The sequence below is a fragment of the Streptomyces sp. NPDC047869 genome (genome assembly GCF_040704065.1).
Taxonomy (GTDB): domain Bacteria; phylum Actinomycetota; class Actinomycetes; order Streptomycetales; family Streptomycetaceae; genus Streptomyces.
Window position 1 is genome coordinate 147,737 of record NZ_JBEYRK010000015.1, and the last position, 24,512, is coordinate 172,248.

Sequence of the window (24,512 nt, forward strand, 5' to 3'; positions counted from 1 at the left end):
GTCGGATTCACGTAAAAGCCAAGTTGACCTTGTTCTGTTCCGATTTGGGTACTTGATCCTTTGCGGCTGCCAATGTTCAACTGGCCGATGACGCAAGGGAGAACGGGTGGTGGCCGGGTCGGGCGGCCGGACGGGGGCGCGTGACCCAATTCACGAAATAGCAAAGTATTCCAAATCAGACATGGGGGATTTGGCGGTGAGGGTGAACCGGAGGGTGAGGGCCCCGCCGGATACCCCGTGGCTGATTTGCTGCGCGTCGTAAAAGGTGCATTAAGGCGCTTAATGTCCGTATTATCGGGTGGTCGGCAGTGCGCCGATCGTGGTCCGATGCCGTCCGTGCCGGACCGGTGGGCGCCCTCGGTGATCGAAACAGGACCGGATACGCTGACTTGAGTGAGGGCAGCGACCTATCGACAAACCGTGTAATCGCCAGCAGACACCAGCAGACAGGAGACCCCTCGTGACCGTCGTCGGGCCGTTCGGGCTGAGCGTGCGGGACCAGGCTCTGGAAGCCGATGTCCAGGCCGGATTGACGGCTGTCGAGGAAGGCTTGCTCGAGGCCACCAAGAGCGAGGTCCCGTTCATCACGGAGGCCGCGCAGCACCTCGTCCGGGCCGGCGGGAAGCGGTTCCGGCCGCTCCTCGTGATGCTCGCGGCGCAGTTCGGGGACCCGTACGCGCCCGGCATCGTGCCGTCGGCCGTGGTCGTGGAGCTGACCCACCTGGCCACGCTGTACCACGACGACGTCATGGACGAGGCGTCCGTGCGGCGCGGGGTGGACAGCGCCAACACGCGCTGGGGAAACTCCGTCGCGGTCCTCACCGGCGACTTCCTCTTCGCCCGCGCCTCCCAGATCCTCGCCGACCTCGGTCCCGAGGCGGTCCGGGTCCAGGCCCTCGCGTTCGAGCGGCTGGTCACCGGCCAGATCCTGGAGACCGCGGGCCCCTCGGACGGCCGCGACCCGGTCGAGCACTACCTGGACGTGCTGGGCGGCAAGACCGGCTCCCTGGTGGCGGTCTCCTGCCGGTTCGGCGCGATGATGTCCGGCGCCGACGAGACGGTCGTCGACGTGCTCACCCAGTACGGCGAACGGCTCGGAGTCGCCTTCCAGCTCGCCGACGACGTCCTGGACATCGCCTCCGACTCGCACGAGTCCGGCAAGACCCCGGGGACCGACCTGCGCGAGGGTATCCCGACGCTGCCCGTGCTCCGGCTGCGCGAGCGCGCGGCCCGGCTGGGGCTGCCCGAGGACATCGCGCTGTGCGAGCTGCTCGACTCCGACCTCGGCGACGACGCCCGGCTCGACGAGGCGCTGACCGCGCTCCGCGCGCACCCCGCGCTGGAGCAGGCCCGCCGCGACACCGTCCGCTACGCCGAGGAGGCGCGCGCCGCGCTGGCCCCGCTGCCGGAGTGCGACTCCAAGGCGGCGCTGCTCGAACTGTGCGACGCGGTGGTGCACCGGGCCGGCTGAGCCCCCTGTCGGCGACCGAGGGCGGTGTCTCCCGCGCGACCCCTACGGGTCGGGGGAGAGACCGCCCTCGGGTGTCATACCGCAGGCGTACACGGAGTTGGTGCCGTGGTCTGACGCTTCCTCACGGCCGATTTGGTCATATGGAAACCACGGAAATCACCACTCCTCACCGATTCGGGTGAGAATGGCGGCTCAGGTGGACCAGTGTGGGGACAGCCGCCGCCGACGACGGAGGTAAGGCACAGATGGCACCGTACGAATCCGACGACGCAACGGGCGCCGCGCGTGACGAGGACCTGCCCACCGGACGCCGCAAGGCCGCCCGGTACGTGGTCCCGGTCGCGGTGGTGGGGGTCGCGGCGGCCACGATCGGGCTGGTCCCGGCGCTCGCCGACTCCGGTGACCCCGATCTGCCGAAGATCACCGCACAGCAGCTCATCGACAAGATCGCCAAGTCGGACGTGCAGCAGCTGTCCGGCACGGTGAAGGTCAGCACCGACCTCGGCCTGCCGGACCTCGGCGGCCTGGAGAGCGGACTGGTGTCCGGCGCGGCCCGCGGTGACGGCGACGGCTCCGCCGCGGACCCGCGGTCCAAGCTCACCGAGCTGGTCTCCGGCACGCACACGCTGCGCGTGGCCACCGACGGCCCGGACCGGCAGAAGCTGTCGCTGCTGGAGAGCGGCTCCGAGTACAGCCTCATCCACGACGGCAAGGACGTCTGGGGCTACGACAGCAAGAGCAACGAGGTCCACCACTCCGCCACCGCCGGCTCCGGCGGGGAGCACCGGGCGGAGCAGCCGCCGGCCACGCCGAAGGGCTTCGCCGACGAGGCCCTGAAGGCGGTCGACGACACCACGTCCGTGACCGTCGACGGCACCGCGCAGGTCGCCGGGCGCGACGCCTACAAGCTGCTGATCAAGCCCAGGCAGTCCGGCACCACGGTCGGCGCCATCAGCATCGCCGTGGACGCGAAGACGGGCCTGCCGCTGAAGTTCACCCTCACCCCGAGGAGCGGCGGCGCCGCCGTGCTCGACGCGGGCTTCACCCAGGTCTCCTTCGCCAGGCCGGCCGCCTCCACCTTCGACTTCACCCCTCCCAAGGGCGCGAAGGTCACCGAGGAGAAGGACGGCGGCAAGGGCAAGGCGCCGGAGCACGCCCCCAAGGGCGGTGAGGGTCTCGCCGAGGGCCTCGACGGCGCCACCGTGCTCGGCAAGGGCTGGACGTCGGTCGCCACCTTCGACACCGGCAGCCAGGGCGGTGTGCCGTCCGGCGACCAGGGCGGCGCGCTCGGCGGCTTCCTCGGCTCGCTCGGCGACCAGGTCTCCGGCAAGTTCGGCAAGGGCACGGTGTTCTCCACCCGCCTGGTCAACGCCCTGATCACCGACGACGGCAAGGTGTACGCCGGCGCGGTGACCAAGGACGCGCTCGTGAAGGCGGCGAACGCGGGGAAGTAATCCTCCCCGGGCAGGAAGTGGTCCTCCCCGGGCAGCGGACGGGCAGGAGCGGGCACGGGGAACCGAGGGGGAGCCGATGGACGAACCGTCCGCCGCGGAGTGTGAACCGGGGGACGTGCCGGAGCACGTCATCGCCACGCGCGGCCTCACCAAGCGCTACCGCGGCGGACAGCTCGCCGTCGACGGTCTCGACCTGACCGTCCCGGCGGGCAGCGTCTTCGGCTTCCTCGGCCCGAACGGCTCCGGCAAGACCACCACCATCCGCATGCTGATGGGCCTGATCGAGCCGACCTCGGGCACGGCCCGCGTCCTGGGCCGGCCCATGCCCCGGTCCGCCCGCGCGGTCCTGCCGCGGGTCGGCGCGCTGATCGAGGGCCCGGCCCTGTACGGCTTCCTGTCCGGCCGGGACAACCTGCTGCGCTACGACGCCGCCGACCCGACGGCCGACCCGCGCTCCCGGCGCGCCCGCGTCGCGGCCGCCCTCGACCGGGTGGGTCTGAGGGCCGCGGCGGGCAAGAAGGCGAGGGCGTACTCGCTCGGCATGAAACAGCGCCTCGGCCTGGCCGCCGCCCTGCTCCAGCCGCGCGGACTGCTCGTGCTGGACGAGCCCACCAACGGGCTCGACCCGCAGGGCATGCGGGAGATCCGCGCCCTGGTGAAGGAACTGGCGTCCGACGGTACGACCGTGTTCCTGTCCTCCCACCTCCTCGACGAGATCGAGCAGGTGTGCACGCACGCCGCGGTGATGGCGCAGGGCCGCCTGATCGCCCAGGGCGCGGTCGCCGACCTGGCCGCCGGGGCCCGCGGCCGGCTGGCGGTGAGCACGCCGGATCCCGCCGAGGCGGCCCGGGTGCTGAAGGAGCAGGGCGTCGCGGACGTCGTCGCCGACGGCGACCGGGTGACCGGCGAGCCGCCCGAGCGGGACCTCGCGGAGGTGAACGCGGCCCTGGTCTCGGCGGGCGTCCGGGTACGGGGCTTCACCCTCGAACGGGCCTCGCTCGAGGACGCGTTCGTGGCGCTGACCGGGGAGGGCTTCGATGTCGCGGGCTGAGCCACTCGGGGCGCCGGCCGGGCGCAGGCCGGGTCCGCTGTGGACCTTCGGACTGCTGCGCAGCGAGCTGGTCACCACGCTGCGCCGCTGGCGCACGCTCGCGCTGCTCGCGGTGCTGGCGGCGGTGCCGGTGCTGGTCGGGATCGCGGTGCGGATCGAGACGCGGGGCGGACCGGGGGCGGACGGCGGCGGTGGCGAGGGGCCGGCGTTCATGGCCCAGATCACCAACAACGGCCTGTTCCTGGTGTTCACGGCGCTGGCCGCGACCCTGCCGTTCTTCCTGCCGATGGCGGTCGGCGTCGTCGCGGGCGACTCGATCGCCGGCGAGGCCGGTGCCGGGACCCTGCGCTATCTGCTGGTCGCCCCGGCCGGCCGCACCCGGCTGCTGCTCACGAAGTACGCGACGGTCATGGCCTTCTGTCTGCTGGCCACCCTGGTCGTGGCCGTGTCCGCGCTGGCCACCGGCGCGCTGCTGTTCCCGCTAGGCGACCTCACCACCATCTCCGGCACCAGCATCACCTTCACCCAGGGCCTCGGCAGGGCGCTGCTGATCGCGCTGGCCGTCGCCGCCTCACTGGTCGGTGTCGCGGCGCTCGGCCTGTTCGTGTCCACCCTGACCAACAGCGGTATCGCCGCGATGGCGACCACCGTGGGCCTGCTCATCACCGTTCAGATCCTCGACCAGATACCCCAGTTGCACGCGCTGCGGCCGTACTTCTTCCCGCACTACTGGCTGTCCTTCGCCGACCTGATGCGCGACCCCGTCTACTGGGACGACCTGGTGAAGAACCTCGCCCTCCAGGCGCTGTACGCGGCCGTGTTCGGCTCGGCGGCCTGGGCGCGGTTCACGACGAAGGACATCAGCGCCTAGACCCGCTCAGGCCTCCTGGTACGGGAAGCGGGCGAGAGGCGCCTCCCCGGCGAAGAACGTCTTCGCGCGCGTGAGCGCGTCGGTGTCCCTGGCCACGTCACCGGGCGCGCTGCCGTTGCCGAGCAGCACACCGCCGAAGCGCATCCCCAGATAGGCCGCCGAGTTGTTGAGCGTGCCGGCGAGCGGGTCGGCGACCGACGGTTCCCGGTCCGCCCGGGCCGAGACACCCCACAGGGTGCGCCCGGCCATCGTCGCCTTGAAGTCGAGGCCCGGAGTGCGCAGCCAGGCCGACCAGTGGTCCAGGTACCGCTTGGTGTGGCCGGAGACCGAGTACCAGTACAGCGGGGAGGCGATCACCAGGTCCGTGGCCGCCAGGGTGGCGTCCAGCAGCAGGCCGGCCGGGGTGTCCGCGGCCGGCCGGACGTGGTCGGTGTCGTGCCGCAGGTCCGTGAAGTCGGGCAGCGGGTGGTCGATGAGACGGATCCAGCGCTGCTCGACGTCAGCGGGGAGCTGCTCGGCGGCCGCGCGGGCCAGCAGCTCGGTGTTGCCGTCGGGCCGGGCACTGCCCAGGACGAAGAGAAAGCGGCGGCTCATAGGTCCCCCGTAATGGTCGATGTCGCACCGCGAATAAGGGCGTGTGCATTTTATGCACACGCAAGCAGTCTGTTTCAAGGGCCGGCCCCGGAGGCTTCGGGCGGCGGCTGGTGCGAGGCTGTGACGTCGTGGTGACGCGGGAGCCGGGCTGGAACGGACACACTGGTCGGCAGGACGCGTACGGACCGGATCGTGGCGCCGGGGGAGTGAGGGAAACCGATGTCTCGACTCAGCTTCGAGAAGAAGCGGGCACAGCAGCCCGCGGCACACCCCGCGGTGGTGGCCGTCCGGGTGTCCGGCACGGGCAGTGCCTCGGTGGGCGGGACGGCGGTCGTCGCGGCGCCGGGCGAGGAGATCCAGCAGGCCGTGCTGAACCATCTCCAGCGCCTCGCCATCAGCCTGGGGACCCCGATACGCGCCACGATCCACGACGACCGCGCGGGCTGCGTGGTCCCCCTGGAGGTCTCGGCGGACGGCTCCAGCCGGGTGGCCGGGGACCCGGTGCGGGTCGCCCCGGAGGCCGGGACGGACGGATCGGGTGCGGTGACGCCCGGTGCGACGGCGTCCGGGCCGGTCACGGTGGGCCCCGGCCCGGCGCGGGAGCCGCAGGGGCGGTTCGGGCCGCCGCCGGTCATGGGCGCCGTACCCGGCGCCCGGACCGCCGCGGGAACCCGGACGCCGGTTCCCGTCCCCGTGTACGGGCCCCACATCATGAGCCCAGCGCCCACGGAGCACCCCGAGCCGGTCGGCCCGATACCCGCGCCGCGTGCCGGGGAATCCCCCGTCGCACCCGCGCCGCACCCCGAGCCGGTCACCTCACGGCCCGTCCGCGCGACCCCCGCGGCACCCGCGTCCTTCCCGGACGCACCCCTGCACGACCCCGAGCCCGCCCCGGCCTCGTCCCCGACTCCCACCCCCGCCCGCGGCTTCGACGCCGTGGCCGAGGAAGTCCTCGGGGACACGCCCGTGACCGAGACCGCGGAAGGCGCCGAACTGCTCACCGAGCCGATGGCGCGGATCAACGAGGCCGTCCGGGACGGCCGTATCGAGGCGGCGGCCGAACTCGCCGACCGCACGGTCGCCAAGGCCTCCGCGGTCCTGGGCCCCCGCCACCCCGAGGTGCTGCACCTGGGGGAACTGACCGCCTACATCGCCTACCTCGCGGGCGACCCGGTGCGTTCCTTCCACCTCTCCCTGGACCTCGCCCGGCTGCGCCGGCAGGCGTGCGACGCGGAGGCGGCCTACGGCAACGTGCGCAGCGCTGCCACCGCCTGGCGCGCGGTGCGCGACCCGGAGGAGGGGCTGCGGCTGGGCCGCGACCTCCTCGGCCTGTGGACGGACCTCACCGCGGAGCCCGGCCCCGCGGCCGGCGACCCGGAGCCCCTGGAGTCGGCACGCTCGCGCATGGTCCGCCTGACCGACCGCGCGGCCGGGGCTGCGCGGGCGTAGCAGGCCGGCGCGGCTCGCACCGCCGACGGCCTACGCGACGCAGAACTCGTTGTCCTCCGGGTCGGCCATCAGCACCCACTCGCCGGCGTGCTCCTTCACCTCGCGCAGCACCCGCGCGCCCAGGGACTCCAGCCGGGCCACCTCGTCCGCGCGGCGCCCGGCACCGGCGTGCACATCGATGTGCAGCCGGTTCTTGACCGTCTTCGCCTCCGGGACGCGCTGGAAGAGCAGCCGCCGGCCCAGCCCGATGCCGGTGTCCGGGTCGTAGGGGTCCTCAGGGTGCCGTACGGCGATCAGGTCCCGGAAGGCGGGGCGGCCGTGGTACTCGACGGTGGCCTGGCCGGGCAGTCGGCCGAGGGACAGCAGCCGTTCGATGAGCGCGCTGTTGTCCTCGGCTTCGTAGTGCAGCGCGGCGGCCCAGAAGTCCGCCTGGGTGTGCGGGTCTGCGGCGTCGATGACGAGTTTCCAGCGCAGCGGGGCCGGAGCGGACGCGGATGCGGGCGTGTCTGTGGACATGCTCACCACTTATAGCGCCCCGCGCGGGCCCGCACCGGCGACCGGCGTCAACCGACCCGGCGGACGTCCACCTGAGCGGGGTCGGCGGCCTCGACGAGCGGCGACACCGCGACCACCCGGGGCTTCCGGGTGGCGCGCAGGGCGTCCCAGGTGAGCAGGGTCAGCGCCAGCCACACCAGGGCGAATCCGGCCCAGCGCTCCGGCGGCATCGCCTCGTGGAAGTAGAGGATGCCGAGCAGGAACTGGAAGACCGGGGCCAGGTACTGCAGCAGTCCCAAGGTGGACAGCGGCACCCGGATCGCCGCCGCGCCGAAGCAGACCAGCGGCAGCGCCGTGACGACTCCGGTCGAGGCGAGCAGGAGGGAGTGGCCGGTGCCGCCGGTGGTGAAGGTGGATCCGCCGTGCACGCCGAGCCAGATCAGATAGCCGAGGGCGGGCACGAACTGGACCGTGGTCTCGGCGGCCAGCGACTCGACGCCGCCGAGGGCGACCTTCTTCTTCACCAGCCCGTAGGTGGCGAACGAGAACGCCAGGCAGAGCGAGATCCACGGCGGGCGGCCGTAGCCGACGGTCAGGACGGCGACGGCGGCGAAGCCGACCCCGACCGCGGCCCACTGCGCGCGCCGCAGCCGCTCCTTGAGGAGCAGCACGCCCATCGCGATGGTCACCAGCGGGTTGATGAAGTACCCGAGGGACGCCTCGACCACATGGCCGGAGTTCACGGCCCATATGTAGACGCCCCAGTTCACGGTGATGACGGCGGCGGCCACCACGACGAGCGCCAGCCGCCGCGGCTGCCGCAGCAGCTCCCCGGCCCAGGACCAGCGGCGTACGAAGAGCAGGGCGACGGCGACGAAGACGAGGGACCACGCCATGCGGTGGGCCAGGATCTCCATGGCTCCGGCGGGCTTCAGCAGCGGCCAGAACAGCGGGACCAGGCCCCACATCCCGTACGCGGCGAAACCGTTCACCAGGCCTGTCCGGTGCTCTCCTGTGGACGTCCCGGCCATGGGCCCCTCCTTCTCGCCTCAGCCATGTGTGCGAGGAAGAAGGTAGCGCCGAGCGGCCCCATCTGTCATGCCCGTATCGCTATACGGTCATGACAGACGGGGCCGTGGGCCGCCCAGGGGTTCCGAGCGGCGGGTTCAGCCCTTGAGGGCGGCGGCGACGGCCTCGGCGAGCGGGGTGGTCGGACGGCCCGTCAGGCGGGAGAGGTCGCCGGTGGAGACGACCAGTTCGCCCTTCTCGATCGAGGCGTCCACGCCGGCCAGCACCGCGGTCAGCGGCCCGGGCAGCCCGGCGCCCGCCAGGATGGACTCGAGCGTCTCGACCGGTACCGGGGTGTAGGCGATCTCCCGGCCGGTCCGCCGGCTCAGCTCGGCCGCGTACTCGGCGAAGCTCCACGCCTCGTCGCCGCCCAGCTCGTACGTCGAGTTCTCGTGGCCCTCGCCGGTGAGCACCGCGACCGCGGCGGCCGCGTAGTCGGCGCGGGAGGCCGAGGAGACCCGGCCGTCGCCGGCGGCCTGGACGACCGCGCCGTGCTCCAGCACCGGGGCGAGGTTCTCGGTGTAGTTCTCGTGGTACCAGCCGTTGCGCAGCAGGCTGTAGGGCAGGCCGGAGGCGAGCAGCGCCGCCTCGGTGGCGCGGTGGTCGTCGGCGAGCGCGGCCGTGAGGGTGCCCGGGGCGCTGGTGTACGCCAGCAGTGCGACACCGGCGGCCTTGGCCGCGTCGATGACGACCTGGTGCTGCTGGACCCGGCCCTTGTCGAACTCGTTGCCGGAGATCAGCAGGACCCTGTCGCCGGCCCGGAACAGACCGTCGAAGGTCTCGGGTGCGTTGTAGTCGGCCACGGCGAGCCGGACGCCGCGGGCGGCGAGGCCGGCGGCCTTCGCCTCGTCGCGCACGACGGCGGTGATCTCTCCGGCCGGGACCTTCTCCAGCAGCTGCTCCACGACGTGGCGGCCGAGGTGTCCGGTGGCTCCGGTGACGACGATGCTCATGATGCGCGGTCTCCTTGTGGGTGCGTCCGTCGGTGACTCCGTATGTCTGCCACTAACCCTAGGAGAGGCGCTAACCAAGCGAAAGTACCCACTTTGAAGTAAGGTACTGGCATGGCAGTAAGTGACCGGATGACCACCGCGGAAGCCGAGGCCCAGTGCCCGTACCGCCTCGTCCTGGAGCACCTCACCAGCCGTTGGGGCGTCCTCGTGCTGATCGAGCTGCTGGAGCGGCCGTACCGCTTCAGCGAGCTGCGCCGGGCGATCGGGCGGTACGGCGGCCGGGGGGTCAGCGAGAAGATGCTGACCCAGACCCTGCAGACCCTGGAGCGCGACGGCCTGGTCCACCGGGACGCCAAGCCGGTGATCCCGCCCCGGGTCGACTACTCGCTCACCGGTCTCGGCGAGGAGGCGGCGCGGCAGGTACGGTCCCTCGCCCGGTGGACGCACGAGCGCATGGACGAGGTGGAGCAGGCCAGGCTGGCGTACGACGAGGCCCGGGAACTGAAGTCCCGGGCCTCCTAGGCCATGTCCGCCCTGGTCGGTGAGCGGGCCGCTCGTCAGCCGACGACCGTCCAGGTGTCCCCGCCGGCCAGCAGCGCGCCCAGGTCGCCCTTGCCGTGCTGCTCGATCGCCGAGTCGAGCTGGTCGGCCATCTCGGTGTCGTAGACCGGCCGCTCGACCGAGCGGAACACGCCGATCGGGGTGTGGTGCAGGGTGTCCGGGTCGGCGAGCCGGGACAGGGCGAAGGCGGTGGTGGGGGACGTGGAGTGCGCGTCGTGCACCAGGACGTCCGCCTCGTTCTCCGCGGTCACCGTCACCACCTTCAGATCGCCGGTCCGCCGGTCGCGTACGACACCGCGCGCACCGTCGGCCCCGAAGCGGATCTGCTGCCCGTGGTCCAGGCGGATCAGCGCCTCCTCGGCCCGCTGCCGGTCCTTCAGGGCGTCGAAGGCGCCGTCGTTGAAGATGTTGCAGTTCTGGTAGATCTCGATCAGCGCCGTGCCCGGGTGGTCGGCGGCCGCGCGCAGCACCTCGGTGAGGTGCTTGCGGTCGGAGTCGATGGTCCGGGCGACGAAGGACGCCTCCGCGCCGATCGCCAGGGAGACCGGGTTGAAGGGCGCGTCCAGGGAGCCCATCGGCGTCGACTTGGTGATCTTGCCGACCTCGGAGGTCGGGCTGTACTGGCCCTTGGTCAGGCCGTAGATCCGGTTGTTGAACAGCAGGATCTTCAGGTTGACGTTGCGGCGCAGCGCGTGGATGAGGTGGTTGCCGCCGATGGAGAGGGCGTCGCCGTCACCGGTGACCACCCACACGCTCAGGTCGCGGCGGGAGGCGGCGAGACCGGTGGCGATCGCGGGCGCGCGGCCGTGGATGGAGTGCATCCCGTAGGTGTTCATGTAGTACGGGAAGCGGGAGGAGCAGCCGATGCCGGAGACGAAGACGATGTTCTCCCTGGCCAGCCCCAGCTCGGGCATGAAGCCCTGCACCGCCGCCAGGATCGCGTAGTCACCGCAGCCCGGGCACCATCGCACCTCCTGGTCGGACTTGAAGTCCTTCATCGACTGCTTCGCCTCGGCCTTGGGGACCAACTGCAGCAGCCCGTTGGTGGCGTCAGTCATCGATGGCCTCCTTCAGCGCGGTGGCGAGCTGTTCCGCCTTGAACGGCATGCCGTTGACCTGGTTGTACGAGCGGGCGTCGACCAGGTACTTCGCCCGGATCAGTGTGGCGAGCTGCCCGAGGTTCATCTCGGGGATCACCACCTTGCCGTACCGCTCGAGCACCTCGCCCAGGTTGCGCGGGAAGGGGTTCAGATGGCGCAGGTGGGCCTGGGCGACGGCCTCGCCGGCGGCGCGCAGTCTTCGTACCGCCGCCGTGATGGGCCCGTAGGTGGAACCCCAGCCGAGGACCAGGGTGCGCGCGCCGTCCGGGTCGTCGACCTCGACGTCCGGGACGTCGATGCCGTCGATCTTGGCCTGGCGGGTGCGGACCATGAAGTCGTGGTTGGCCGGGTCGTAGGAGATGTTGCCCGTGCCGTCCTGCTTCTCGATGCCGCCGATGCGGTGCTCCAGGCCCGGTGTGCCCGGGACCGCCCACGGCCGGGCGAGGGTCCGCGGGTCGCGCTTGTACGGCCAGAACACCTCGGTGCCGTCGTCCAGGGTGTGGTTCGGGCCGGTGGCGAACCGGACCCGGAGGTCGGGCAGTTCGTCCAGGTCCGGGATGCGCCATGGCTCGGAGCCGTTGGCGAGGTAGCCGTCGGAGAGCAGGATCACCGGAGTGCGGTAGATGAGCGCGATCCGGGCCGCCTCCAGGGCCGCGTCGAAGCAGTCCGCGGGGGTCTTCGGCGCGACCACCGGAACCGGTGCCTCGCCGTTGCGGCCGTACATCGCCTGGAGCAGGTCCGCCTGCTCGGTCTTGGTCGGCAGGCCGGTCGACGGGCCGCCGCGCTGGATGTCGACCACCAGCAGCGGCAGTTCCAGCGACACCGCGAGGCCGATGGTCTCGCTCTTGAGGGCGACCCCGGGACCGGACGTGGTCGTCACCGCCAGCGAGCCGCCGAAGGCCGCGCCCAGCGCCGCGCCGATGCCCGCGATCTCGTCCTCGGCCTGGAACGTCCGCACACCGAAGTTCTTGTGCCTGCTCAGCTCGTGCAGGATGTCCGAGGCGGGGGTGATCGGGTACGAGCCCAGGAACAGCGGCAGGTCCGCCTGCTGGGAGGCGGCGACCAGACCGTAGGCCAGGGCGAGGTTCCCGGAGATGTTGCGGTAGGTGCCGACCGGGAAGGCCTTGGTGGCCGGGGCGACCTCGTAGGAGACCGCAAAGTCCTCGGTGGTCTCGCCGAAGTTCCAGCCCGCCCGGAAGGCGGCGATGTTCGCGGCCGCGATCTCCGGCTTCTTCGCGAACTTGCTGTTCAGGAACTTCTCGGTGCCCTCCGTCGGCCGGTGGTACATCCAGGACAGCAGGCCCAGGGCGAACATGTTCTTGCTGCGCTCGGCCTCCTTGCGGGAGAGGTCGAACTCCTTGAGCGCCTCGACCGTGAGCGTCGTCAGCGGCACCGGGTGCAGGTGGTAGCCGTCGAGCGAGCCGTCCTCCAGCGGGGAGGCGGCGTAGCCGACCTTCTGCAGGGCGCGCTTGGTGAACTCGTCCGTGTTGACGATGATCTCGGCGCCGCGCGGCAGGTCGCCGATGTTGGCCTTCAGGGCGGCCGGGTTCATCGCGACCAGCACGTTCGGCGCGTCGCCCGGAGTGAGGATGTCGTGGTCTGCGAAGTGGAGCTGGAAGGAGGAGACGCCGGGCAGGGTGCCCGCGGGGGCGCGGATCTCGGCGGGGAAGTTGGGGAGGGTGGAGAGGTCGTTGCCGAAGGACGCGGTCTCCGAGGTGAAGCGGTCACCGGTGAGCTGCATGCCGTCACCCGAGTCCCCCGCGAACCGGATGATCACCCGGTCCAGGCGCCGCACGTCCTTCGCTCCGCCCGGTTTGCGCTGCTCTCCCACGACGGTCGCGTCGGCCTGCTCCGCTGGGCTGCTGACCTGGCTGGTCACTGAACTGGACCTCCTTCGAGGCGGCTGTCCGGGAATGGTCGTCCCACGGACCATCCCAGAATCAACCCTACGTCGCTCAGGGTCGCCCTCCGGCGGCCATCCGCATGATGGACGGCGTTTCGAGACGCCCCGTCGCGCTGGATTCTCATGGTTCCTCGCGCCGCCGGAGCCCCTGTCGACCGGCTCGCCGCGCCTGTGCCTCTTCCACGATTCCTTCCTCCGGCCTTCCGCCACCCGGGTACCCGTGTCCACAGAAGCCCGACGCCCTGACACCCTGCTGACGAGTGTCGGTCCGTCACGAGTTGAGATAGGTCAGAACGGCCAGAACACGCCGGTGGTCGCCGTCGCTCGGGGACAGGCCGAGCTTCAGGAAGATGTTGCTGACGTGCTTCTCCACGGCCCCGTCGCTGACCACGAGCTGCCGGGCGACCGCAGAGTTCGTCCGGCCCTCCGCCATCAGCCCCAGCACCTCGCGCTCCCGCGGGGTGAGCCCCGCCAGCACGTCCTGCTTGCGGCTGCGCCCGAGCAACTGCGCGACCACCTCCGGGTCCAGCGCCGTACCGCCCCCGGCGACCCGCACCACCGCGTCGACGAACTCCCGCACCTCGGCGACCCGGTCCTTGAGCAGATAGCCCACGCCCCGGCTGGAACCGGCCAGCAGTTCGGTGGCGTACCGCTCCTCGACGTACTGCGACAGCACCAGCACCCCGAGCCCCGGGTGCGTCCTGCGCAGCCGCACGGCCGCCCGCACCCCCTCGTCGGTGTGGGTCGGCGGCATCCGCACGTCCGCCACCACCACATCGGGCAGCTCACCCTGCGCGTCCAGGTCGGCGATGGTCTTGAGCAGCGCCTCCGCGTCCCCGACGCCGGCCACGACGTCGTGCCCGCGGTCGGTCAGCAACCGGGTCAGGCCCTCTCTGAGCAGCACCGAGTCCTCGGCGATGACCACCCGTACCCTGTTCTCCACGATCTCCCGGCCCCCCACAGCCCGACCTTCCGACGGCGTCTCGTACGGGGGTCAAGCATTCCAGCATTCGGGGCGGCGCGCCCAGGACCGGGGGAAACAACCGTGCGGTTGGCGTTCCCGCCCGGCCGCCGGGCCGGGCGTTCCCGGCTGGCCCGGACGCGTCCTTGCCGGCGCGGCCCGGCGCCCGGCCGCGTGCGCTCAGCCGCGCCAGGGCAGCTCGGCGATCACCCGCGTGGGGCCGCCCGCCGGCGAGTCCACGACCAGGACGCCGTCCACCGCGTCCAGCCGGCCGGCCAGTCCGGCCAGCCCCGAGCCCCGGGTGGCGTCGGCGCCGCCGACCCCGTCGTCCATCACCTGCACGAGCAGCCGGTCCTCGGCCCGCCAGACGTCGACCGAGGCGGAGCGTGCCCGGCTGTGCTTGCTGATGTTCTGCAGCAGCTCGGAGACGGTGAAGTAGGCGATGCCCTCGATCGCGGGGGCGGGCCGGGACGGCAGATCGACCTCCACCCGCACCGGGACCGCGCAGCGGGAGGCGACGGCCGACAGGGCCGCGTCCAGACCGCGGTCGGTCAGCACCGCCGGGTGGATGCCCCGCGCCAGGTCGCGCAGCTCCTGCAGGGCCGTCTTCACCTCGCCGTGCGCGTCCTCCACCATCCGGGCCGCCTCCCGCGGGTCCTCCCGCAGCTTCTCCTTCGCCAGCCCCAGATCCATGGCCAGGCTGACCAGCCGGGCCTGCGCCCCGTCGTGCAGGTCCCGCTCGATGCGGCGCAGGTCGGCGGCGGCCGTGTCCACCACGACGCCCCGGTCCGACTCCAGCTCCACCACCCGCGCCGACAGCCGCGACGGCCCCAGCAGCCCGCGCACCAGCAGCCCGTCCACCGTCACCAGACCCCGCACGATCCACGGCGTGGCCAGCGTGAACACCAGACCCACCAGCGCCGTCACGGTGATCTCGAAGGCGTTGTCGAGGTAGACGCTGTGGTGGGCGTCGCCGTACAGCTGCAGACCGCCCTGACCCGCGTACATCGGGAACACCCAGAACCACAGCGGATACGTCAGCAGCGCCCAGCCGATCGTCCAGAAGTTCAGCACCACGACGAACGAGAACACCGCCCAGGGGAACTGCAGCAGCGCGTACAGCAGATGACGCCACGACGCGCCGCTCTTCAGCACCGCGCCCATCCACGCGAACACCCCCGGCTTGGCCGCCCGCAGCGGCTCAGGGTCGGCCACCTCCAGGCGCAGCAGCGCACGCGCGCGCGTGCGCTCCAGTACGCCGAAGCCCCGGCAGCCGGCGAGGGCCGCCGCCAGCACCGGGACCCCGAGGAAGGTGATGAGCAGTCCCGCGCCGAGCGACACCATCGTGACCGCCCAGCAGAACAGCACGATCGCGATCGGCAGGCTCAGCAGCACATAGCCGAACTCGCGCAGACTCCGCGCCTCGACGGGCGCCCGCAGGGCTGCGGGCAGCCGGTGGCGCCGCTCCCCGTCGTTGGCGGGGAAGCCGGATCCGGCGGGGTGCCCATGTTCCCGCCCGTACCCCTGTCCGTACTCCGTGGCCATCGGTGTCGTCCGTTCTCCTCGTCCTGGCGGCGCTGCCGCGACCGTGTGTCCAGCGTGGCGGGCCGCGGCCCCGGGAACCATGGAGGCCGTCGGCGTCTCGGTCCGGGGGTTTTCCCCACCCCGCGCGGGCCGGCGGAACCCGGTGAGGTGGCGCCGGGGCGGAGGGCCGGGGCCGGGGTGGGGCGGGTTGCCGCGGGTGGGGTGGCGCCCCTGGGGTGGGGGACGGCGCGGGGTGGCGCGGCCGGGGTGGGGCGGGTTGCCGCGGGTGAGGTGGCGCCGCTGGAGTGGGGGACGGCGCGGGCGGGGCGGCTATTCCCTGCGGTCCCGCCAGGGCAGCTCCGCCGTGATCACCGTCGGGCCGCCGACGGGGGAGTCGACCACGAACAGGCCGTCCACCGCGCCCAGCCGATCGGCCAGCCCCCGCATGCCGCTGCCGCTCTCCAGCCGGGCACCGCCGACCCCGTCGTCCCGGACCTGGACCAGCAGCCGGTCCTCGGTCCGCCAGACGTCGATCGAGGCGGAGCGTGCCCGGCTGTGCTTGCTGATGTTCTGCAGCAGCTCGGAGACGGTGAAGTAGGCGATGCCCTCGATGGCCGCGGCGGGCCGGGCCGGCAGGTCCGCCGTCACCTTCACCGGCACCGTGCAGCGGGAGGCGACGGCGGACAGGGCCGCGTCCAGGCCGCGGTCGGTCAGCACCGCGGGGTGGATGCCCCGCGCCAGGTCGCGCAGCTCCTGCAGCGCGAGCTTCACCTCGCCGTGCGCCTCGTCCACCATCGCGGCGGCCGAGTCGGGATCCTCCAGCAGCTTCTCCTTCGCCAGCCCCAGGCCCATGGCGAGGTTCACCAGCCGGGCCTGCGCCCCGTCGTGCAGGTCCCGTTCGATGCGGCGCAGGTCGGCGGCGGCCGTGTCGACCACGACCCCCCGGTCCGACTCCAGCTCGGCGATCCGCCGCTCCAGCTCGTCGGAGGGCGACAGCAGTCCCCGCACCATCGCCCGGTCCACGTTGGACAGCCCCCGCGTGATGAACGGCAGCACCGGCCACAACACGAACAGCGAGGTCAGCACGGTGCAGAAGGTGAGGATGCCCCAGGGCAGCCGGATGAGGTCGTACAGCAGCGTCCGCCAGCCCACCGGGTCCTTCAGCGCCAGCCACAGCCGCTGGAACATCCCCCCGCTCCGGCCGAGCGGCAGCGGTGACGGCTCGTCCACCCGCACCCCGAGCAGCGCCCGGGACCGGCTCCGCTCCAGCTTGCCGAGCTGCCGGGCGCCCAGCAGACAGACGGCGAGCAGCGGCAGGCCGATCACCGTGAGGGTGAGGACCCCGCTGACGAGCACCACCGTGAACACGTACGTGAAGCCGAACAGCGCCACCGGCAGGTTCAGCAGGAGATGCGCGATCTCCTTCCAGGTGCGCGCGTCGAGGGCCATACGGACGGGCGGCAGGCGGTCGGAAGGAAGACGGTCGGAAGGAAGGCGGCCGGAGCCTTCGGTCCGGCCGGCGGCGGAGGCGGAAGCGGTCATGCGGGCCAGCCTGCCGTGCCCGGCGCCCCTTGTGCCATGCGGTCCACCGCCCCCGTTCCCTGGGGAAAACCCCACCCCTCGCCCGGTCCCCGTGTCTCACGCCGTGACGGGCTGCTTACCGTGTCTTTATCAGGGCCTAGACTCCCGTGCGTACAGATCCTCGAATCAGGTCGCAGCACAGGGGTTCACTGCACCGGGTTCACCAAGGTCACTAGGTCAGGGAGCGAGGCGGACGGTGCGGGAGACGTTGGGGTACTCGACGGTCGCCGCGGCGGACGTCGCGGCCGGCTACTTCCGGTCCTACTCTGTCGTGGGACTGCTCGCGCTCGTCGGCGTGCTCTTCGTCGCGGTCGCCTTCGGCGCCGGGCGGCTGCTGCGCCCGGTGGTGCCCACCCCGGAAAAACTGCTCACCTACGAGTGCGGCGTCGACCCCGTCGGCGAGGGCTGGGCCCACACCCAGGTCCGCTACTACGTCTACGCCTTCCTCTACGTGGTCTTCGCGGTCGACTCGATCTTCCTGTTCCCGTGGGCGACGGTCTTCGCCGCCCCCGGCTACGGCGCGGCCACCCTCGTGGAGATGTTCATCTTCCTCGGCTTCCTCGCCGTGGGCCTGCTGTACGCCTACAAGAAGGGGGTGCTGGCATGGACGTGAACCCGTCCGCCACGGAGAACCCGTCCGCCGCGGAGCCCGTCCTGCTTCCGGAGCCCAAGCGGCTGGGCGCCCTCGCCCGGCTCGCCCCCGAGCCGATGAAGGTGGTCCTGAACTGGGGCCGCCGCTATTCGCTGTGGGTGTTCAACTTCGGCCTCGCCTGCTGCGCGATCGAGTTCATCGCCGCGTCGATGGCCCGCCACGACTTCATCCGCCTCGGCGTCATCCCCTTCGCGCCGGGCCCCCGCCAGGCCGACCTGATGGTCGTCTCGGGAACGGTGACGGACAAGATGGCGCCGGCCGTGAAGCGCCTGTACGAGCAGATGCCGGAGCCGAAGTACGTCATCTCCTTCGGCGCCTGCTCCAACTGCGGCGGCCCCTACTGGGACTCGTACTCCGTCACCAAGGGCGTCGACCAGATCATCCCGGTCGACGTGTACGTACCGGGCTGCCCGCCGCGCCCCGAGGCGCTGCTCCAGGGCATCCTCAAGCTCCAGGAGAAGATCGCCGCCGAGTCGCTCGGACACCGGTACGGGACCGCCCGCCCGTCCGCGGCCGCGCTGAGCAGCGACCTGGTGAAGCCCCCGGCGCCCGCCCGGGAAGGGGACGCGTGATGACCACGGCCGGCTGGCTGCCCGCACCCGCCGGGGAACTCTTCGGCCCCGACGCCACGGCCGAGGAGTCGTACGAGGTCCTGACGGTGGACGTACCGCCGTCCTCCTGGCTCACCGCCCTGGAGACGGCCCGCACCACCCTCCGGTGCACCTACTTCGACTGGCTGAGCGCGGTCGACGAACCGGGGACGGGCTTCCGCGTCTCGGCCCATGTCGTGGCCCTCCACCCGGTCCGCCGTCTCCTGGTCCGCACGACCGTGCCGCACGAGGCGCCGGAACTGCCGTCCGCCGTCGGCGTCTACGCGGGCGCGGCCTGGCACGAGCGCGAGACGCACGAGATGTTCGGGGTCGTCTTCGAGGGCCACCCGGGTCTGGAGCACCTGCTCCTCCCGGAGACCTTCGAGGGGCACCCCCTGCGCAAGGACTTCGTCCTCGCCGCCCGGGTGGCCAAGGCCTGGCCGGGCGCCAAGGAGCCCGGGGAGTCCGACCACGGTGGCCCCAAGCGCCGCCAGATGCTGCCGCCGGGCGTCCCCGACCCGAACGAGTGGGGCCCGCTGAAGGGCCAGCTCCCTCCCGCCCCGGCGCGCCCGGCCCGGGGCGCGGGGCGCGCGGCGGGCGAGCGCCCGGTACGGCGGGCCCGCACGGCGTCGGAGGGCTCCGCCAGCCAGGCCGGCGAGGCTGCTGGTGGGGCTGGTGGGGCTGCTGGAGCCGGGGGAGTTCCCGGAGCCGCTGGAGTCGGCGGTGCCACGGGAACCGCCGGTGCCGGGGCGCGGCCGCGTCGGACGAGGAGCGCGAGCGAAGGCTCGGTGAGCCAGTCGGCGGCGCCTGCCGAGGACGCGGCGGTGCGCAAGCAGGCCGCGTCCGAGGGAGACGCCGGGCAGACGGCGCCGGAGGGGCCGGCCGCGGAGGCCTCGGTGGCGCACGAGCCGGGGCCGGCACCGGCCCGGCCGCGCCGTGCGCGCAGCGCCTCGGCAGGCTCGGCCTCACAGCGGACCCCGGCACCGGCGGAGCCGGCCGGACCGGCCGAATCGGTGGAGCCGACCGGGCCGGTGGAGCCGGGCGGCTCCGCCCGCCGAGGTGCGGCCCCGCGCAGCTCGGACGCCCCGTGGCACCATGCGCGCCCGGCCTTCGACGAGCGGCCCGAGGCCGCCCGGGAACCGGAGCGGGCTCAGGAAGCAGCGGAGGCCGAGGTGAGCCCGGAGGCTGAGCAAACCCGGGAGGCGCAGGCTCCTGAGGCTGAGCAGGCCCTGAAGGCTGAGCGAGCCGAGGAGGCGCAGGCCTCGAAGGCCGAGCCGGCCCGGGAAGCCGAGCGAGCCTCGACGGCCGAGCGAGCCCGGGAGACACAGGCTCCGGAGGCTGAGCCAGGCCGGGAAGCCGAGCGGGTGTCGGCGGCCGAGCAGTCCCAGCGGGCCGAGCGAGCCCAGGAGGCCGACCAGGCTCAGACGGCCGAGCCCGCCCAAGAAACCGAGCGAGCCACAAAGGCAGAGCGAGCCCGGGAAGCCGAGCCGGCCACAAAGGCAGAGCGAGCCCGGGAAGCCGAGTCGGCCACGGAGACCGAGCGAGGCCGGGAAGCCGAGTCGGCCACGGGGACCGAGCGACCTCAGGAACCCCAGGACGCTCCCGAAGCCCCGCCGACTCAGCGCCCCCAGGACGCTCACGAGCCCCAGAGCCCCATAGTCCCCCCAGCCCCCGACAACTCCAGCCCCGAAGAACCCCCCACCCCCGACGACCCCACAGGAGGCCCGCGGTGAACGATGCGCTGGACGTCGTCCTGCGACTCCTGGTCGTGTTCGTCGTCTTCCTCACCTTCCCCCTGATCGTGGGCCAGACCGAGCACAAGGTGATGGCCCACATGCAGGGCCGCCTCGGCCCGATGTACGCGGGCGGCTTCCACGGCTGGGCCCAGCTCATCGCCGACGGTGTGAAGTTCGCGCAGAAGGAGGACGTGGTCCCGGCCGGCGCCGACCGCCGCGTCTTCCAGCTCGCCCCGGCCGTGGCCCTGCTGCCCTATCTGCTCGTCCTGCTCGCCATCCCCATCGGGCCGGGTGAGGGGGCCGTCGGACAGGCGCTGGACGCGGGGGTCTTCTTCGTCCTCGCGGTGATGGGCGTCGGCGTGCTCGGCTCGCTGATGGCGGGCTGGGCCAGCGCGAACAAGTTCTCCCTGCTAGGCGGCCTGCGCACGGCGGCCCAGCTCCTCGCCTACGAGCTGCCCATGCTGCTCGCCGCGGCCTCCGTCACCATGGCGGCCGGCACGGTCTCCCTCCCGGGCATCGTGCACGCCTTCCACTGGTGGTGGCTGCCGTGGCAGATCGTCGGCGCGATCGTGTTCTTCGTGGCCGGCCTCGCCGAGCTGCAGCGCCCGCCCTTCGACATGCCCGTCGCCGACTCGGAGATCATCTTCGGCGCGTACACCGAGTACACCGGTCTGCGGTTCGCGCTGTTCCTGCTCGCCGAGTACGCCGGCATCATCGTCCTGTGCGGTCTGACCACCGTCCTCTTCCTGGGCGGCTGGCACGGCCCGTGGGGCGCCGACGGCCTGGGCTGGCTGTGGACCCTGCTGAAGACCGCGATCCTCGCCTTCGTCGTCATCTGGCTCCGCGTGACCTACCCCCGCCTGCGCGAGGACCAGCTCCAGAAACTCTCCTGGACCCTCCTCGTCCCCCTCTCCCTCGCCCAGATCGCCCTCACCGGCATCGTCAAGGTGGTGATCCAGTAGCCATGGCTCCGATTCCCGGCAGCGGCCTGGCCAAGGGCCTGGCCGTCACCCTGCGCACGATGACGAGAAAGACCGTCACCGAGCAGTACCCCGACGCCCTGCCCGAGCTGCCGCCCCGCACGCGCGGTGTCATCGCGCTGTTCGAGGAGAACTGCACGGTCTGCATGCTGTGCGCCCGGGAGTGCCCGGACTGGTGCATCTACATCGACTCGCACAAGGAGACGGTCCCGCCGGCCGCCCCCGGCGGGCGCGAGCGCAGCCGCAACGTCCTCGACCGGTTCGCCATCGACTTCTCCCTGTGCATGTACTGCGGTATCTGCATCGAGGTCTGCCCTTTCGACGCCCTGTTCTGGTCCCCGGAGTTCGAGTACGCCGAGACCGACATCCGCGAGCTCACCCACGAGCGCGACAAGCTCCGCGAGTGGATGTGGACCGTCCCGGCCCCGCCCGCCCTCGACCCGGGCGCGGAGGAGTCGAAGGAGATCGCCGCGGCCCGCAAGACCGCCGAGAAGCTCGCCGCCCAGCAGGCCGCCGAGCAGGGGGAGGAACGGTCATGAGCCTCGCCGCGGCCCAGCACGGCTTCCTGTCCCCGACCGGCGTGGAGATCGCCTTCCTCCTCGTCGGCCTCGTCACCCTCGGTGCCGCGCTCGTCACCGTCACCACCCGGCAGCTCGTGCACGCCGCGCTGTGGCTGGTGGTCGCGCTCGGCGGCCTGGCCGTCGAGTACCTCCTGCTCACCGCGGAGTTCATCGCCTGGGTGCAGGTCCTCATCTACGTCGGCTCCGTCGTCGTCCTCCTCCTGTTCGGTCTGATGCTCACCAGGGCGCCCATCGGCCGCTCACCTGACGCCGACTCCGGCAACCGCTGGGCCGCCCTGGCCGTCGCGGTCGCCGCGGCGGCGGCCCTGGTGTGGGTGGTCGTCGACGCGTTCCGCACCACCTGGATCGACCTGGACGGCCCGGCGGCCGGCACCACCCGCGTCACCGGCCAGAGCCTGTTCCAGAACTGGGTCCTGCCCTTCGAGGCACTGTCCGTCCTGCTCCTCGCGGCCCTGGTCGGCGCGATCGTCCTGTCCCGCAAGGCGGCAGCGGCGGATCCGCCCCCCGGCGCCGCCCCCGCGGCCGGCACCCCCGGTGAGAAGGAAGGCGCCCGCTGATGCACCTCGCCTATCCCGCCGTACTCTCCGCCCTCCTGTTCTGCACCGGCCTGTACGGCGTCCTCGCCCGCCGCAACGCGATCCTCGTCCTGATGTCAGTCGAGCTGATGCTCAACGCCGTCAACCTCAACCTGGTCGCCTTCGACGTCTGGCTCAGCCGGGCCGCCGCGGAGACGCTGCACTCCGGGCAGGCGCTGACCCTGTTCACCATCGCCATCTCCGCCGCCGAGATCGGCATCGGACTGGCGATCGTGCTCGCCGTGTACCGCAACCGCGGCACCTCCGACATCGACAGGCTCCGCGACACCGCCGAGGGCCACGGCGACGACACCGACGGCCCCGGCACCGACGCCCCCGCGGCCGAGAAGGCTGAGGCCACCGCGTGACCACGACCACCCTCGCCGTCCTCGTCCCCCTCCTGCCGTTCCTGGGCGCCGCCGCCGGACTGCTGCTCGGCCGCACCACCCCCGGTCTCGTCCGCCCGCTCGCCGTACTGCCCACCCTGGCCGCGCTCGTACTGGCCGCGCTGGTCGCCGTACGGCAGGGCGGCGGCCGGGCCATCGAGGCCCACACCGAGCTGACGCCCACCGGCTCGGTCCCCATCGACCTCGCCCTGGACATCGACGGCTTCGCCGCGCTCGTCGCCGTCCTGGTCGCCTTCGTCGCGGCCTGCGTGCAGATCTACTCGACCGGCTACCTGCGCGACGACCCGCGCTACGCCTCCTATGCCGCCCTCGTCTCCCTGTTCACCTCCGCGATGTTCCTGGTCGTCTACTCCGGCGACCTGATCGTGCTGCTGGTCGGCTGGGAAGTGATGGGCATCTGCTCCTACTTCCTGGTCGGCCACTACTGGGAGACCCCCGAGGCCCGCGCCGCCTCCCTGAAGGCCTTCCTGGTCACCAAGCTCGGCGACGTGCCGTTCCTCATCGGCCTGTTCGCCCTGGGCACCGACGCCGGATCGTTCAACATCCCCCGCGTCCTCGGCGCCGTCGCGAACGGCGGCATCGACCACCCGACGGTCGTCGCCCTGCTGCTGCTCGCGGGCGTGGCCGGCAAGTCGGCGCAGTTCCCGCTGCACACCTGGCTCCCCGACGCGATGGCGGGCCCCACCCCGGTCTCCGCGCTGATCCACGCCGCGACGATGGTCGCCGCCGGTGTCTACTTCGTCGCCCGTCTCCTCCCGCTCTTCGAGGCCTCACGGGCCGCGATGGTGGTCCTCGCCGTCATGGCCGCCGTCACCATGACGGGCTCCGGTCTCGCAGCCCTCGCCCAGGACGACATCAAGCGCGTCCTCGCCTACTCGACGATCGGCCAGCTCGGCTATATGACCGGCGCCCTCGCCGTCGGCGACCGCGGCGCCGCCGTCTTCCACCTCCTGTCGCACGGCGCCTTCAAGGCGCTGCTGTTCCTCGCCGCCGGCGTGATCATCCACGCCGCCGGCACCAACTCGCTGGCCGCCATGTCGCGCATGAGCCACCTGCGCGAACGCATCCCGGACGCCTACTGGACGATGACCGTGGCCCTGCTCGCGCTCGCCGCGATCCCGCCCTTCAGCGGCTTCTTCTCCAAGGAGTCCGTCCTCGGCGCCGCCGAGCACGTGGCCACCGGCCACACCGCCCAGGCCCCCGGCGCCGCCGGCTGGCTCGTGCTCGTCGCAGGCCTGCTCACCGCCCTGCTCACCGCCGCCTACGCCACCCGGCTGTGGCTACTGGCCTTCCGCGGCCGCGGCGCCGAGGCCCCCGACCACGGCCGTCAGCCACTGACGATGACCGTGGTGCTGTGGGTCCTCGCCGTGCCGTCCCTGGCCTTCGGCGGGCTCGCCTACCGCTCGCTGCCCGGCTGGCTCGACGGCCGCGACCTGACCCCGACCCTCCTCACCTCCATCCTCGGCACCGGCCTCGCCGTGGTCGGCGGACTCCTCACCTACGGCGCCTGGCAGCACACCACCGCGCTCGCCGCCCGGGTCCCGCTGGGCGCCGTCGCCGCCCACCCCGAGGGCGACGCCGGACTGGTCGAGGCCGAGGCCATCGCCAGCCACCGGCCCGCCTACGGCGACATCGCCGAGGCACCCGACCCGGCGGACCCCGGACGGCTGCTGCTCGGCCCGCTGCACCGGCACGCGGCCGCGGGCTTCCACCTGGACGCCGTGTACTCGGCGCTGTTCGTCCGCCCGGTCCAGGCCGGCGCGAGTCTCGTCCGGTTCCTCGACCGCGAGGTCGTCGAGACCTACGTACACGGCGCGGCCGCCCTGCCCCGGCTGCTCGGGGCCGCCGTACGGCGGGCGCAGACCGGCAATGTGCAGACCTATGTGAGCGCGCTGCTCGCCGGCACCGTCGTCCTGGCGGTCGCCGTCCTCCTCGTCGCCACGGGAGCGTGAGCA

Annotated in this window: 23 protein-coding genes; 14 read left to right on the forward strand and 9 right to left on the reverse strand. The window is 72.5% G+C overall.

All coding sequences use genetic code 11. The annotated features are described in order from the left end of the window. Positions 1-460 precede the first annotated feature (460 nt). The 4 genes from AB0924_RS20985 to AB0924_RS21000 all read left to right on the forward strand — a co-directional run bounded on the left by AB0924_RS20985 (position 461) and on the right by AB0924_RS21000 (position 4,847). On the forward strand, positions 461-1,471 hold the full coding sequence (locus tag AB0924_RS20985) for a polyprenyl synthetase family protein (protein ID WP_358928259.1): 1,011 nt from the start codon (positions 461-463) through the stop codon (positions 1,469-1,471). Between the two features lie 245 nt (positions 1,472-1,716). Further along, positions 1,717-2,925, forward strand: coding sequence for a DUF2092 domain-containing protein (locus tag AB0924_RS20990; protein WP_358928257.1), 1,209 nt, complete (start codon positions 1,717-1,719; stop codon positions 2,923-2,925). Between the two features lie 76 nt (positions 2,926-3,001). Continuing rightward, complete coding sequence (locus AB0924_RS20995; RefSeq protein WP_366912141.1) at positions 3,002-3,976, forward strand: ABC transporter ATP-binding protein; 975 nt, start codon at positions 3,002-3,004, stop codon at positions 3,974-3,976. Next, entirely contained in the window at positions 3,963-4,847 is an 885-nt protein-coding gene (locus AB0924_RS21000; RefSeq protein ID WP_366912142.1) for an ABC transporter permease, read from the forward strand. Before AB0924_RS20995 ends, AB0924_RS21000 begins: the two co-directional genes overlap by 14 nt. A 6-nt stretch (positions 4,848-4,853) precedes the next feature. Here the strand turns inward: AB0924_RS21000 and AB0924_RS21005 are convergent, their stop codons facing one another. Beyond that, complete coding sequence (locus AB0924_RS21005) at positions 4,854-5,441, reverse strand: NAD(P)H-dependent oxidoreductase (protein WP_358928251.1); 588 nt, start codon at positions 5,439-5,441, stop codon at positions 4,854-4,856. A gap of 219 nt (positions 5,442-5,660) precedes the next feature. Between AB0924_RS21005 and AB0924_RS21010 the strand changes: the two genes are divergently transcribed. Further along, positions 5,661-6,890, forward strand: a complete 1,230-nt coding sequence (locus AB0924_RS21010; RefSeq protein WP_366912144.1) for a hypothetical protein — start codon at positions 5,661-5,663, stop codon at positions 6,888-6,890. Between the two features lie 30 nt (positions 6,891-6,920). Here the strand turns inward: AB0924_RS21010 and AB0924_RS21015 are convergent, their stop codons facing one another. The 3 genes from AB0924_RS21015 to AB0924_RS21025 form a co-directional block, all read right to left on the reverse strand. Continuing rightward, positions 6,921-7,406: a VOC family protein gene (locus tag AB0924_RS21015; protein ID WP_366912145.1), complete on the reverse strand. Its 486-nt coding sequence runs from the start codon at positions 7,404-7,406 to the stop codon at positions 6,921-6,923. 47 nt (positions 7,407-7,453) lie between these two features. Further along, positions 7,454-8,416, reverse strand: a complete 963-nt coding sequence (gene rarD, locus AB0924_RS21020) for an EamA family transporter RarD (protein ID WP_358928244.1) — start codon at positions 8,414-8,416, stop codon at positions 7,454-7,456. A gap of 135 nt (positions 8,417-8,551) precedes the next feature. Continuing rightward, positions 8,552-9,406: an SDR family oxidoreductase gene (locus AB0924_RS21025; protein WP_366912146.1), complete on the reverse strand. Its 855-nt coding sequence runs from the start codon at positions 9,404-9,406 to the stop codon at positions 8,552-8,554. Positions 9,407-9,517: 111 nt separating this feature from the next. Between AB0924_RS21025 and AB0924_RS21030 the strand changes: the two genes are divergently transcribed. Next, complete coding sequence (locus AB0924_RS21030; RefSeq protein ID WP_358928240.1) at positions 9,518-9,928, forward strand: helix-turn-helix domain-containing protein; 411 nt, start codon at positions 9,518-9,520, stop codon at positions 9,926-9,928. A gap of 35 nt (positions 9,929-9,963) precedes the next feature. On the opposite strand, the gene AB0924_RS21035 is transcribed toward AB0924_RS21030, so the two are convergent. The 5 genes from AB0924_RS21035 to AB0924_RS21055 form a co-directional block, all read right to left on the reverse strand. Further along, positions 9,964-11,025, reverse strand: a complete 1,062-nt coding sequence (locus AB0924_RS21035; protein WP_358928238.1) for a 2-oxoacid:ferredoxin oxidoreductase subunit beta — start codon at positions 11,023-11,025, stop codon at positions 9,964-9,966. Beyond that, positions 11,018-12,946, reverse strand: a complete 1,929-nt coding sequence (locus AB0924_RS21040) for a 2-oxoacid:acceptor oxidoreductase subunit alpha (protein ID WP_366912147.1) — start codon at positions 12,944-12,946, stop codon at positions 11,018-11,020. Before AB0924_RS21040 ends, AB0924_RS21035 begins: the two co-directional genes overlap by 8 nt. 295 nt (positions 12,947-13,241) lie before the next feature. Beyond that, complete coding sequence (locus tag AB0924_RS21045) at positions 13,242-13,913, reverse strand: response regulator transcription factor (RefSeq protein ID WP_366912148.1); 672 nt, start codon at positions 13,911-13,913, stop codon at positions 13,242-13,244. Positions 13,914-14,111: 198 nt separating this feature from the next. Further along, complete coding sequence (locus tag AB0924_RS21050) at positions 14,112-15,476, reverse strand: sensor domain-containing protein (protein WP_366912149.1); 1,365 nt, start codon at positions 15,474-15,476, stop codon at positions 14,112-14,114. A gap of 309 nt (positions 15,477-15,785) precedes the next feature. Then, positions 15,786-16,997: a sensor domain-containing protein gene (locus AB0924_RS21055; protein ID WP_358928232.1), complete on the reverse strand. Its 1,212-nt coding sequence runs from the start codon at positions 16,995-16,997 to the stop codon at positions 15,786-15,788. Positions 16,998-17,232: 235 nt separating this feature from the next. Between AB0924_RS21055 and AB0924_RS21060 the strand changes: the two genes are divergently transcribed. The 8 genes from AB0924_RS21060 to AB0924_RS21095 are packed head-to-tail and all read left to right on the forward strand — an operon-like array spanning position 17,233 to position 24,509. Then, positions 17,233-17,649, forward strand: a complete 417-nt coding sequence (locus tag AB0924_RS21060; protein WP_358928230.1) for an NADH-quinone oxidoreductase subunit A — start codon at positions 17,233-17,235, stop codon at positions 17,647-17,649. Further along, positions 17,640-18,260, forward strand: a complete 621-nt coding sequence (locus tag AB0924_RS21065; protein WP_358928228.1) for an NADH-quinone oxidoreductase subunit B family protein — start codon at positions 17,640-17,642, stop codon at positions 18,258-18,260. Before AB0924_RS21060 ends, AB0924_RS21065 begins: the two co-directional genes overlap by 10 nt. Next, positions 18,260-20,011 carry an NADH-quinone oxidoreductase subunit C gene (locus AB0924_RS21070; protein WP_366912150.1) on the forward strand — a complete coding sequence of 584 codons (1,752 nt, stop codon included), beginning with the start codon at positions 18,260-18,262 and terminating at the stop codon, positions 20,009-20,011. Before AB0924_RS21065 ends, AB0924_RS21070 begins: the two co-directional genes overlap by 1 nt. Continuing rightward, positions 20,008-20,976: a complex I subunit 1 family protein gene (locus tag AB0924_RS21075; protein ID WP_358928224.1), complete on the forward strand. Its 969-nt coding sequence runs from the start codon at positions 20,008-20,010 to the stop codon at positions 20,974-20,976. The genes AB0924_RS21070 and AB0924_RS21075 overlap by 4 nt, the downstream gene beginning before the upstream one ends. Before the next feature lie 2 nt (positions 20,977-20,978). Beyond that, complete coding sequence (locus AB0924_RS21080) at positions 20,979-21,533, forward strand: NADH-quinone oxidoreductase subunit I (protein ID WP_358928222.1); 555 nt, start codon at positions 20,979-20,981, stop codon at positions 21,531-21,533. Continuing rightward, positions 21,530-22,132 carry an NADH-quinone oxidoreductase subunit J gene (locus AB0924_RS21085; RefSeq protein ID WP_358928220.1) on the forward strand — a complete coding sequence of 201 codons (603 nt, stop codon included), beginning with the start codon at positions 21,530-21,532 and terminating at the stop codon, positions 22,130-22,132. Before AB0924_RS21080 ends, AB0924_RS21085 begins: the two co-directional genes overlap by 4 nt. Further along, entirely contained in the window at positions 22,132-22,518 is a 387-nt protein-coding gene (gene nuoK, locus AB0924_RS21090; RefSeq protein WP_358928218.1) for an NADH-quinone oxidoreductase subunit NuoK, read from the forward strand. The genes AB0924_RS21085 and nuoK overlap by 1 nt, the downstream gene beginning before the upstream one ends. Next, the gene (locus AB0924_RS21095; RefSeq protein WP_358928216.1) at positions 22,515-24,509 is read left to right on the forward strand and encodes an NADH-quinone oxidoreductase subunit L; all 1,995 of its coding nucleotides are present in this window, start codon (positions 22,515-22,517) and stop codon (positions 24,507-24,509) included. The genes nuoK and AB0924_RS21095 overlap by 4 nt, the downstream gene beginning before the upstream one ends. Positions 24,510-24,512: the final 3 nt, after the last annotated feature.

Coding starts and splice junctions, on each gene's coding strand:
- AB0924_RS21070 (WP_366912150.1), top strand. CDS start 18,260: ATGACCACGGCCGGCTGGCTGCCCGCACCCGCCGGGGAACTCTTCGGC.
- AB0924_RS21005 (WP_358928251.1), bottom strand. CDS start 5,441: ATGAGCCGCCGCTTTCTCTTCGTCCTGGGCAGTGCCCGGCCCGACGGC.
- AB0924_RS21025 (WP_366912146.1), bottom strand. CDS start 9,406: ATGAGCATCGTCGTCACCGGAGCCACCGGACACCTCGGCCGCCACGTC.
- nuoK (WP_358928218.1), top strand. CDS start 22,132: ATGCACCTCGCCTATCCCGCCGTACTCTCCGCCCTCCTGTTCTGCACC.
- AB0924_RS21030 (WP_358928240.1), top strand. CDS start 9,518: ATGGCAGTAAGTGACCGGATGACCACCGCGGAAGCCGAGGCCCAGTGC.
- AB0924_RS20990 (WP_358928257.1), top strand. CDS start 1,717: ATGGCACCGTACGAATCCGACGACGCAACGGGCGCCGCGCGTGACGAG.
- AB0924_RS21080 (WP_358928222.1), top strand. CDS start 20,979: ATGGCTCCGATTCCCGGCAGCGGCCTGGCCAAGGGCCTGGCCGTCACC.
- AB0924_RS21065 (WP_358928228.1), top strand. CDS start 17,640: ATGGACGTGAACCCGTCCGCCACGGAGAACCCGTCCGCCGCGGAGCCC.
- rarD (WP_358928244.1), bottom strand. CDS start 8,416: ATGGCCGGGACGTCCACAGGAGAGCACCGGACAGGCCTGGTGAACGGT.
- AB0924_RS21000 (WP_366912142.1), top strand. CDS start 3,963: ATGTCGCGGGCTGAGCCACTCGGGGCGCCGGCCGGGCGCAGGCCGGGT.
- AB0924_RS21050 (WP_366912149.1), bottom strand. CDS start 15,476: ATGGCCACGGAGTACGGACAGGGGTACGGGCGGGAACATGGGCACCCC.
- AB0924_RS21010 (WP_366912144.1), top strand. CDS start 5,661: ATGTCTCGACTCAGCTTCGAGAAGAAGCGGGCACAGCAGCCCGCGGCA.
- AB0924_RS21035 (WP_358928238.1), bottom strand. CDS start 11,025: ATGACTGACGCCACCAACGGGCTGCTGCAGTTGGTCCCCAAGGCCGAG.
- AB0924_RS21085 (WP_358928220.1), top strand. CDS start 21,530: ATGAGCCTCGCCGCGGCCCAGCACGGCTTCCTGTCCCCGACCGGCGTG.
- AB0924_RS20995 (WP_366912141.1), top strand. CDS start 3,002: ATGGACGAACCGTCCGCCGCGGAGTGTGAACCGGGGGACGTGCCGGAG.
- AB0924_RS21015 (WP_366912145.1), bottom strand. CDS start 7,406: ATGTCCACAGACACGCCCGCATCCGCGTCCGCTCCGGCCCCGCTGCGC.
- AB0924_RS21055 (WP_358928232.1), bottom strand. CDS start 16,997: ATGACCGCTTCCGCCTCCGCCGCCGGCCGGACCGAAGGCTCCGGCCGC.